The sequence below is a fragment of the Rhodococcus aetherivorans genome (assembly GCF_011058165.1).
GTDB classification, from domain to species: Bacteria; Actinomycetota; Actinomycetes; order Mycobacteriales; family Mycobacteriaceae; genus Rhodococcus; species Rhodococcus aetherivorans.
The window spans coordinates 42,570-52,693 of record NZ_JAALEG010000036.1; the positions used below are offsets into that span (position 1 = coordinate 42,570).

Annotated in this window: 9 protein-coding genes; 4 read left to right on the forward strand and 5 right to left on the reverse strand. The window is 71.6% G+C overall.

Annotated elements, in window-relative coordinates:
* Positions 1-46 precede the first annotated feature (46 nt).
* Both G6039_RS15735 and G6039_RS15740 read left to right on the forward strand, forming a co-directional pair.
* Complete coding sequence (locus G6039_RS15735) at positions 47-1,291, forward strand: hypothetical protein (protein WP_029542836.1); 1,245 nt, start codon at positions 47-49, stop codon at positions 1,289-1,291.
* Positions 1,292-1,420: 129 nt separating this feature from the next.
* Complete coding sequence (locus tag G6039_RS15740) at positions 1,421-2,977, forward strand: long-chain-fatty-acid--CoA ligase (protein WP_043797256.1); 1,557 nt, start codon at positions 1,421-1,423, stop codon at positions 2,975-2,977.
* A gap of 63 nt (positions 2,978-3,040) precedes the next feature.
* Here G6039_RS15740 and G6039_RS15745 read toward each other — a convergent pair whose 3' ends face one another.
* Both G6039_RS15745 and G6039_RS15750 read right to left on the reverse strand, forming a co-directional pair.
* A complete protein-coding gene (locus tag G6039_RS15745) occupies positions 3,041-4,225 on the reverse strand; it encodes a thiolase family protein (RefSeq protein WP_043797306.1) in 1,185 nt (394 codons plus the stop codon).
* A 115-nt stretch (positions 4,226-4,340) separates the two neighbouring features.
* Positions 4,341-5,192, reverse strand: a complete 852-nt coding sequence (locus G6039_RS15750; RefSeq protein ID WP_235194009.1) for a hypothetical protein — start codon at positions 5,190-5,192, stop codon at positions 4,341-4,343.
* Between the two features lie 375 nt (positions 5,193-5,567).
* Here G6039_RS15750 and G6039_RS15755 point away from each other — a divergent pair, with 375 nt between their 5' ends.
* Entirely contained in the window at positions 5,568-5,867 is a 300-nt protein-coding gene (locus G6039_RS15755) for a chorismate mutase (protein WP_006939464.1), read from the forward strand.
* A gap of 99 nt (positions 5,868-5,966) precedes the next feature.
* On the opposite strand, the gene G6039_RS15760 is transcribed toward G6039_RS15755, so the two are convergent.
* The 3 genes from G6039_RS15760 to G6039_RS15770 form a co-directional block, all read right to left on the reverse strand.
* The gene (locus tag G6039_RS15760; RefSeq protein WP_043797259.1) at positions 5,967-6,440 is read right to left on the reverse strand and encodes a hypothetical protein; all 474 of its coding nucleotides are present in this window, start codon (positions 6,438-6,440) and stop codon (positions 5,967-5,969) included.
* A 94-nt stretch (positions 6,441-6,534) separates the two neighbouring features.
* Positions 6,535-7,959 carry an aldehyde dehydrogenase family protein gene (locus G6039_RS15765; RefSeq protein WP_043797262.1) on the reverse strand — a complete coding sequence of 475 codons (1,425 nt, stop codon included), beginning with the start codon at positions 7,957-7,959 and terminating at the stop codon, positions 6,535-6,537.
* Positions 7,960-8,054: 95 nt separating this feature from the next.
* Positions 8,055-9,128: an alpha/beta hydrolase gene (locus G6039_RS15770; RefSeq protein WP_029542825.1), complete on the reverse strand. Its 1,074-nt coding sequence runs from the start codon at positions 9,126-9,128 to the stop codon at positions 8,055-8,057.
* Between the two features lie 147 nt (positions 9,129-9,275).
* Between G6039_RS15770 and G6039_RS15775 the strand changes: the two genes are divergently transcribed.
* A partial coding sequence (locus tag G6039_RS15775; protein ID WP_164528084.1) for a GTP-binding protein occupies positions 9,276-10,124 on the forward strand: 849 nt, incomplete at its 3' end.

The window sequence follows — 10,124 nt, forward strand, 5'->3', positions numbered from 1 at the left end:
GGCCGCACCCGATCGTTCGACGGCCGAACCCGATCCCGCGACGGCCGTGCGCGGCCGGCGACGGACCGCCGTGCTCGTCGGCCTGCTCGCGGCGGCGCACGCACTGCTGACGCCCGCGACCTCCGCGGCCCAGGAACCCGTCGGCTCGTGCGCGTGGCAGTTCCGGTCCGACTCGACCGTGCTGGACATCGCGTTCCCCGACGTCGATGCCACCTACTGGGTGCTGCCGTACGCGCTGGCCCCGGGCGACAGCATCGAACTGCACGGCACCTATCCGGCGGCCCGGTACTTCTCGCTCAACACCTACGGAACGAACTTCGACACGGTCGACACCCTGCGCGACGCACAGATCGCACCCGATCCGGGCAGCGGGAACCCGTTCGCGGACGCGGCCGCCGAGGGGCTGCCCGCCTCGGCCCGGCGCTGGAGCGCCACCGTCGTCACCGGTCCGGCCGACCACGCCCGCAACGAGATCGGCGCGCTGCCCACCGGCGGGTCGCCCACCGCACCGGCCGGATTCCTCATCGTCCGGGTCTATGTGCCCGACGACCCGGCCTCCCCGACCGGCGGGGTCCCGCTACCGGACGTGACGCTGCACCAGGGTGGGCGCGCCGTGCCGGTGCCCACGTGCAGCTCCGACTTCGACCCCGCCGACTACGGCAGCGGACCGGTCGAGCGCGCCGCCGAGGCGGCCGTCGACCGCATCGTCGAGGGCGCGGCGTCCGGCGCCTTCCCCGGCAACAACCCCGAGGCGACCTTCGTCAGCCCGGCCACCACGTCCGGGTTGTTCCCGAACGGCGACAACAAGTACATCGGCTCCGTGCTGACGTACCAGCCGGGCCGGATCCTCGTCGTGCGCGGCAAGGCCCCCACGTTCCCCGACACCCGCGCCGGCGAACCCGTCACCACGCCCGGCCGCCAGGTGCGGTACTGGTCGATGTGCCAGAACGACCAGGTCACCCCGTACCCGGTCGTCGCGTGCGCGGCCGACTTCGAGACGGCGACCGACGCGGAGGGCTGGTTCACCTACGTCGTCGCGGCGCCCCAGGACGTGCCCGCCCGCGCCACGGCCGATCCGACGGTGACGGTGCTGCCGTGGGGCTCGACCGAGGTCCCCAAGAAGACTCTGCTCTACCGGAACATGCTGCCGGCCGACGCGTTCTACCCGCAGTCGGTGCAGGCCGCACAGGGCGGCGATCCGGCCGCGACGATGGGTCCCTACTACCCGCGGGCCGCGTACTGCGACACCGCCACCTTCGAGGCCGGCGGCTACGCCGCCTGCCTGCCCTGACCTCGCGGAGCCGGACCACGGGACCCGCCCGGCGGCGATACGTCCGATTCCGAGACGCCACGCCCCGCCGGCAATAACCTGTGTGACACCCGCCACACGGCGGCACCTGTTCCCCCAGGAGGCTCACGCATGTCCGTCCCCGCCCCGTCCGTCATCCTCGACCGCGTCGCGCACTGGGCGCAGACCAAACCGGACGAGGTCGCGGTGCAGTACCTCGACCGCACCCACACCTGGGCGCAGTGGCACGAGCGACTGCTCCACCTCGCCGGCGCCCTCGCCGCCGACGGCGTCGGACCCGGCGACACCGTCGCATTCGTCGACAAGAACAACCTCGCGTGCCTCGAGGTCACCTTCGCCACCTCCGCGCTCGGCGCGGCGAACGCCATCCCGAACTTCCGGCTCGCCGGCGACGAGCTCGACTACGTGATCAACGACTCGCGCGCCCGGATCCTGTTCGTGGGAGCGGAATTCGCGCAGGAGATCGAGTCGCTGCGACCCCGGCTGTCCACGGTGCAGAAGATCGTCGTCGTGGGCGGGGAGAACGACGAGTTCGAGCCGTGGCTCGCGGCGGCCGCGCCGGCGACCCTGCCCGACGTCGCGCCCGAGACCACCGCGCTGCTGCTCTACAGTTCCGGCACCACCGGCCGGCCCAAGGGTGTGCAGCTGACGCACCGCAACCTGTTCGCGCACTCCGAGGACGTGCTCGCGGTGCTTCCGTTCACGGAGGGTGACTGCCTGCTGGTGGCGATGCCGCTGTTCCATGTGGGCGGCACCTGTTACGCGATCATGGGTATCCACGACGGCCGCCGGTGCGTGTTCACCCGGGAGGCCGACGCGCCGTCGCTGTTCACGGGTCTCGCGGCCGGCGCGAACATCGCCTTCCTGGTGCCCCCGGTAATAGCGGCCGTCCTCGGCGCGGGAGCGCACGCGATCGGGGCGTTCTCCCGGCTCAAGCGCATCACCTACGGCGCCGCGCCGATGCCGCTGCCGCTGCTGCGCGGCGCGCTCGCCGCGTGGCCGGACACCGAATTCGTCCAGGTGTACGGCATGACCGAGCTCGCCGGCGTGATCACGGCGCTGCTGCCGGAGGTGCACCGCGATCCGGCGCAGGAGGCGCGGATGGCGTCGGCCGGCACCCCCATTCCCGGCGTGGAGATGCGCATCGTCGATCCGGCCACGCTCGAGGACGCGGCCCCGGGCGCGATCGGCGAACTGTGGTGGCGCTCGGCGCAGACCACCCCCGGCTACTGGAACCGGCCCGACGCCACGACCGAGACGATCACGGCCGACGGGTGGCTGCGCAGCGGCGACATGGGCCGGGTCGACGACGGCGGCTTCGTGTTCATCGAGGACCGGCTCAAGGACATGATCATCACCGGCGGTGAGAACGTGTACTGCCCGGAGGTCGAGCGGGTCCTCGTCGAGCATCCGGCCGTCGCCGAGGTCGCGGTCATCGGCGTCCCGGACGAGAAGTGGGGCGAGACGGTCAAGGCGGTGGTGGTGCTCGCCCCGGACCAGAAGGCGGACGAGCAGGAACTCATCGACTACACCCGTCGGCACCTGGCGAAGTTCAAGTGCCCCGCGACCATCGACATCGTCGACATGCTGCCGCGCAACCCCACCGGGAAGATCCTCAAGCGCTCCCTGCGGGCCCCCTACTGGGCCGGACACGAACGGACCATCTGAGCGGTGCGGCCTTTGGGCTGCTGCAGCAGCCCATAGGACGCACCGGCCGCGGAGCGGCCCGGCTCAGCGCACCCGGCGCAGCAGGGCGGCCAGGGCCTGGCCGCCGCCGATGCACATGGTGACGATGCCGAGTTCGAGGTCGCGGCGCACGAGGTCCTTGGCCACCCGCAGGGTCAGGATGCCGCCGGTCGCGCCGACCGCGTGGCCGAGGGCGATCGCCCCGCCGTACGGGTTGGTCTTGGCCGGGTCGAGCTTGGCGTCGCGGATCACGGCGACGGCCTGCGAGGCGAACGCCTCGTTCAGCTCGACGGTGTCGATGTCGGCCGGGGTGGTGCCGGTCTGCTCGAACAGCTTCTGCAGGGCGAGGACCGGCGCGTAGCCCATCAGCTCCGGCTCGAGCGCGGCGGTGGCGACGGACTCGATCACCGCGAGCCCACCCAGGTCCCGTTCCTGCGCGACGGACTCGCGGGCGAGGACGACGACGCCGGCGCCGTCGTTGATGCCCGAGGCGTTGCCGGCGGTGACCGTGCCGTCCTTCTGAAATGCCGGGCGCAGCTTCGCGAGGGTCTCGACGGTGGTGTCGGGCTTGGGGTGCTCGTCGGTGGTGACGACGGTGGGCTTGCGGCCGCCGATCTCGACGGGGGTGATCTCCTCGGCGAACGCGGCGCGGGCGGCGTCGGTGGCCGCGCGGCGCTGGGATTCGACGGCGAACTCGTCCTGCGCCTCGCGGCTGATGCCGTACTCGCGGGCGACGTTCTCGGCGGTGACGCCCATGTGGATGCCGTGGAACGGGTCGGTGAGCATGCCGACGGTGCCGTCGACGAGGGTGCGGTCGCCCAGCTTGTAGCCGGAGCGGGCGCCGAAGTCGTAGAACGGCATGCGGGACATGTTCTCGTCGCCGCCGGCCAGGGCCAGATCCACCCCGCCCCAGCGCATCTGCATCGCCGCCGACCAGATCGCCTGCAGGCCCGAGCCGCACAGCCGGTTGACGGTGTACGCCGGCACCGAGACCGGCAGCCCGGCCGCCAGCGCGACCCGACGCGCGTTGTAGGCATCCGGGCCGACCTGCCCGATGCAGCCCATGACGACCTCGTCGATGTCCTCGGCCGCCACGCCGGCGCGCTGCAGGGCCGCCTTCGCGGCGGTCGCGCCGAGTTCGTGGGCCGGTACGTCCTTGAACGCGCCGCCGAAGCTGCCGACCGGGGTACGCGCACCGTCGACGATGACGATCCGTTCCGGAGTGCTCATCTCACGTCCCATCTCTCGCAGGAACGGCACCGAGTGCCATCTCTTGCCCACGACGATACCGGAGCAGTGAGCCGCAACACAGTCGGGTGGCACTGCGGCGCAAGACGGGCAGCCGTCAGGCCGGGTCGCTCAGGTCGCCCCGGTCCACGCGCTCGGCCGCCGCGGCCGACCCGAGCTCCGCCCGGGCCTGCGGATTTCTCGCGTAGAAGTCGAGCATCCGATACAGCAGCACCGGGTCGCCGTCGAACTTGCGGGAGTCGACCTCGATCACCGGTTCGCGGGGCAACCGGTCCAGGCGGAACAGCCGGCTGGTCCGTCGTCGCGCCCAGGCGGCGGCCGGCGTGCCCAGCACCCAGATCTCGGGGAATCCGTGATGGACGGCGTGCACCCCGGCCACCGAGACCCACGGCAGGTACGACTCGATGGTCCAGCCGCGTTGCCGGATCCCGTCCGGGGTCAGCAGCAGCGCCCCTCGGCGGATCCCCCCGCGCAGCACCTCCGCGACGAACGCCGCGCAGGGCAGCCCGAAGGCGGCGAGCAGCACACTCACCCACGGAACGCCGTCGTCGAACAGGACTATCTCGACGGCCGCGCCGAGCGAGAGCAACGCCGCGCTCGTCGTCATCGCCCCCATCAGATGGAAGACGGCGCCGGAAGCGCGGATCTCGGTGGCCCCGCGGCCCCGCGACTCCACGAACCGGATCTCGGGGTCGCCGCGGCGCGGACGCCAGTACACGTATCCGAAGAGCGCCGTGAGGGCCATCAGGCCGGACAGGATGAGGAAGAACCGGGTCACCGCCCAGGCTCCCGCCTGCCCGGCATCCCAGGCCCGCCAGAGCGAGACGAGGATCACGACGCCGGCGAGGGCGATCGCGGCGGCGACCCGGGCGCTGAACTTCGGGGGCGGCCATTCCTCCGGGCGGATCAGCGGCACGGCGTCGGACTCGTCTTCATCGGTGCCGTGCACAAAACACCCGTCCCACTGAGTTCCCCTTCCGGAAGCGCCGGGGATCCCACCGCCCCGACCGGTTGCCGGTAGGTGGGGAACGCTACCGCAGGGCCTGCGGATTGTGGTTCACGACACGCGCCGGGGCGGGCGTCCACGGCGGAGAAGGGACCTTCGACCCTACGTCCGAGGGGCCCGACGAGGCGGATACCCGACGGTGTGACCATTGCCACAAATGCCACGGGACGGACATAAAGCCCAGTTCAAAAGGTGTTCAACTCGTGTTGGCCGGCCGCCGGACGCGGGACACGAAAATCTTGTCTACGGATGAGTAACACTGGCGCCGACGGGAACGACACAATCATCGACGATCCAGACGAGACCGGAGGAATCTGCATGACTGTCCAGCTTGATTCGCCTGGCTTCGAGTCCGCCCGCGAGGTGGTTTCGGCCCAGGAAGACCTCGGTCGACTGTTCGACGAGATCGGGACGCTCGATGCGCAGATCCTCGAGGCGATCGAGCGCCGCAGCGAGCTGTCGCGCCGGGCGGGCATCGCTGCGAAGGAGTCCGGGACCGCGCGGCAGGCCCAGAACCACGAGATGCGGGTCCTCGACCGTTTCGCCGAGCTCGGCGCCGACGGCAAGACCCTGGCGATGACGCTGCTCCGCCTCGGACGCACCCGCCTGTCCTCCTAGACCCGACGACTTCGCGCGGCCCCCGCACCGGATCGGTGCGGGGGCCGCGTCGTCGTTGCCACCCGAAGAGCCGTGGCCGCCCGAACGCAGGTACGGCGGTCAGCGCCTCGCGTGCAGGAGGCCGTCCCGCACCCAGGCCGGCTGCGGCGTCTCCAGCTCGAACTCGGCGAACGCGCGGCCGGCGACGGCGGCGATGCCCGCCGGCGGCAGCTCCTCGAACTCACCGAGCACGAGGGCGATCTGCTCGACCGGCGGCAACGTCGAGAACAGGACGGCGTCGTCGCCGCAGCCTTCCGCACGCCGATGCGCGGGCGTCTCGGCGTGCAACAGGTACACGAACCACGACACGGCGTACGCGCACAGTTCGGGACCGATCGGGCCCCGCCACGTCGCGACCGCACGCGCCAGCGCCCGGTCGAAGACCGGGGCCGCGCGCTCGGAACCGACGGACAGCAGCCGCGCGCAGGCCGCGAGGTCCGGGAGCTGGCCTTCCATGACCTCACGCAGGCCACGCGGGGGAACGTCCAGTTTGCCCGCGGACCCGCCACTCGGGTCCGGCGGCATGATGTACATCGTCCGCTCCTTCCGCGCTTTCCCTGTCGGGGAAACCGATGCCGTTTTCCCGTCTATCGTTCTGCGGCACCCGAACGTGACGTACCCCATACGGTCACCGCAGGAGTGCCTTGACCTCCAGGAACTCTTCGAGACCGAAGACGCCGGCTTCGCGCCCGACGCCGGAGTGCTTGTAACCGCCGAACGGTGCGTCGGTGTTGAAGGCGGCCCCGTTGATGGAGACCTGCCCGGTGCGCAGCTGTCGCGCGACCCGCTCGGCCCGGGCGCGATCGGCAGACCAGACCCCGCCGGAGAGCCCGTAGTCGCTGTCGTTGGCGATGCGCACGGCGTCGTCCTCGTCGCGGTATCCGATGATCGACAGGACCGGACCGAAGATCTCCTCGCGCGCGATCGTCATGTCCTCGGTCACGTTGCCGAACACGGTCGGCCCGACGAAATAGCCGGTGCCGAGGCCGGTTTCGCGGCCGTCGAGGACCAGTTCGGCGCCCTCCTCGATGCCCTGGTCGATGTAGGACCGCACGCGCTTGAACTGGTTGGCGTTGACCAGGGGGCCGAGCCGGGTGGTGGCCGCGGCGGGATCGCCGACGGTGTAGGCCCGCGCGACCTGCTCGGCGAGGGCGGCCACCTCGTTCATGCGCTCGGCGGGGACGAGCATGCGGGTCAGTGCCGAACAGGTCTGCCCGGAGTTCAGGAAGCACTGGGCCACGCCGTCGGTGACGGCCCGGGTCAGGTCGGCGTCGTCGAGGATGACGTTGGCGGACTTGCCGCCGAGTTCGAGGGCCACCTTCTTCACCGTCTCCGCGGCGACGACGGCGACGCGCTTGCCGGCGCGGGTGGAGCCGGTGAACGAGACCATGTCCACGCCGGGATGCGCGGCGATGGCCTCCCCCACGACCGGCCCGTACCCGCTGACGAGGTTGAACACGCCGGGCGGCAGGCCCGCCTCGTCGCAGATGTCGACGAGCGCGTAGGTGATCAGGGGCGCCACCTCGGTCGGCTTGAGCACGACGGTGCAGCCACCCGCGAGGGCGGCGAACACCTTCAGGACCACCTGGTGCAGCGGGTAGTTCCACGGCGTGATGGCGCCGACGACGCCGATGGGCTCGCGCACGATCAGGGCGTTGCCCACCTCGCCGGCGTCGAAGTCGTAGGTCGCGGCGAGTTCGGCGTAGCGGGTGATGTTCTTCAGCGGCATGCCGATCTGGACCGGCTTGGCCAGCGTCACCGGCATGCCCATGTCGCGGGAGACCAGCGCGGCGAGATCGTCGATGCGCTCGGCCATGAGGGCCGCGACCTTGCCGAGGTGGGCACCGCGTTCGGCGCCGGTGAGCGCCGACCACGCCGGGAACGCCGCCCGCGCCGCGCGTACGGCCCGGTCCACGTCCTGTGCCGTGCCTTCGGCGACGACGGCGATGACATCCTCGGTGGCCGGGGCGATCACGTCGATCCGGCCGGTGCCGTCGGAGTCCACCCATTCGCCGCCGATGTAGATCTTCGTGCGGTCGAGCACGTTGTTCATATCGTTCCTTCTCCGCCGAGTGATGTGCTTCACACGCAGCGTACGACGCGTCCCCGACGGGCCGCGGGAAGCGGGTCCGGCCCCGTCGCGGCGCGTCAGGGCCGGGTCTCCAGGGCGCGCTGGAGCGTCGGCCACGCCTTGGGCAGCTGGTCGCGCCAGTAGCCCCAGGCGTGCACGCCGACGGGTTCGTAGGTGACGGTGACGGGGATCTTCAGGGCGCCGAGGCGTTCCTCGAGCCGCTGGGTGCACATCCGCGAGCCGGCCTCGAGGATGCCGCCGGCGACGAGGGTGCGCGCCAGGTCCGGGGTCTCGGGCGTCTCGTGGGGACCGGGCACGCCCGTCGCGGCGGACAGGTAGAGCTCCTTGCCGGCGAGGTTCTCGGCGTGCGCGACGGTGTCGTGCTCGGCCCACTCCCGGCTGCCGGGCGGGCCCCACATGTTCACGACGTCGCCGCCCTGCGACGAGGTGCTGGTCTGCACGACGGCGCTGCCGAGCAGGTCGCCCGTCGAGTAGCAGCCGCTGAAGGCGGCGACGCCCCGGTAGAGCTCGGGGTGCCGGTGGGCGAGCATCATGGCCGCCTGCCCACCCATCGAGTTCCCGGCGATCGCGTTGACCCCGTTGCTGTTCAGCCGCGCGGCGAGCAGCGGCGGAAGCTCCTCGGTGAGGAAGGTTTCCCACTTGTTCAGGCCGAGCTTGGGGTCGGACTGCTGCCAGTCGCTGTAGAGGCTGCCGCGGCCGCCGTTGGGCATGACGACGTTGACGTTCTTGTCTGCGAAGAAGGCGGGCGCGCCGCCGATGTTCATCCAGCCGCTGGTGTGGTTGCGGGCGCTGACCCCGTCGAGCAGGTACAGGGTGGGGCGCGGGGCCGAGTTGTCGGCGGGCAGCAGGACCTCGACGCCCACGTCGCGGCGCAGGGCGGGGCTCGCGACGGTCAGCCGCACGGCGCGTTCGGAGATCGGGGTCTCCCCCACGATGGCCGGTGTCGCGATGTCCCGCAGCTCCGGCAGGGGGCCGGGGTCCTCCTGGAAGGCCGCCGGCACCGACGAGCCGGAATTCGACCCGGTGCCGGGTGCCGCGACGGCGACCCCCGCCCCCAGCACGGAGACGGCGGCGAGTGCCGTCCCGGCCGTGAACAGGCGGACGAGTGCCGGGCGCTGAACATCAACCACGAGGGCCTCCCTAAACCTCAAGTTAAGGTTGAGAGTAGCTCGAGCATCGCCCCCGCGGCGTCTTTTCGGACCGCCGCCGATCCCGAAAGACGCCACGGCGGCGGAACCGCCTCCTACACTTGGCACAGGCCACGGGAGGAGTCGCCGATGCCCGACCGCTCTGCCGCACGCACCGAACGGGCGCCCGCCGTCGAGCGCCCCGCACAGCTCCGCAACGTCGTCCTCGTCGGTTGCAGCGGGGTCGGCAAGACCACCCTCGCCGAATCCCTGGCCCTGGCCGCCGGTGCCGTGGGCCGCGCCGGACGCACCGCCGACGGCACCACCGTCTCCGACTACGAGGCGATCGAGCAGCAGCACCGCCGCTCGGTGCAACTGGCCGTGCTGCCGCTCGAGTGGAACGGCGTGAAGATCAACATCATCGACACCCCCGGGCATCCGGACTTCGACGCCGAGGTCCGCGCGGGACTGCACGCCGCCGACGCGGCCGTATTCGTCGTCTCCGCAACAGATCCCATCTCCGCCGCCACCCGCACCCTGTGGCGCGAATGCGCCGAGACCGCGATCCCGCGCGCCATCGTCGTCTCCAAGCTCGACGTCGCCCGCACGGACTTCGACGAGATGCTCACCGCCTGTCACGACGCCTTCGACCTCGGGCCGGACACCCTGCGCCCCGTGTACGTGCCGGTCTTCGACGGCGGCCGCCCGTGCGGCTCGATCGATCTGCTCACCGGCCGCGGCTACGGCCATCCCGCCGCCGTGCCGGACACCGGCGCCGCGCGCGAGAGCCTCGTCGAGGCGATCTCCGGCCAGGACGACACGCTCATGGAGCGCTACCTCGCCGGCGAGGCCCTCGACACCGAATCCCTCGACGAGGGGCTGCGGCACGAGATCGTCGACTGTGCACTGCATCCCGCGCTCGCCACCACCGACTACGGGGTCGGCGCCGCCGAACTGCTCGATCTCGTCGCGATGGCCTTCCCCGACCCCACCCACCGT

Coding starts and splice junctions, on each gene's coding strand:
- G6039_RS15740 (WP_043797256.1), top strand. CDS start 1,421: ATGTCCGTCCCCGCCCCGTCCGTCATCCTCGACCGCGTCGCGCACTGG.
- G6039_RS15745 (WP_043797306.1), bottom strand. CDS start 4,225: ATGAGCACTCCGGAACGGATCGTCATCGTCGACGGTGCGCGTACCCCG.
- G6039_RS15755 (WP_006939464.1), top strand. CDS start 5,568: ATGACTGTCCAGCTTGATTCGCCTGGCTTCGAGTCCGCCCGCGAGGTG.
- G6039_RS15760 (WP_043797259.1), bottom strand. CDS start 6,440: ATGTACATCATGCCGCCGGACCCGAGTGGCGGGTCCGCGGGCAAACTG.
- G6039_RS15765 (WP_043797262.1), bottom strand. CDS start 7,959: ATGAACAACGTGCTCGACCGCACGAAGATCTACATCGGCGGCGAATGG.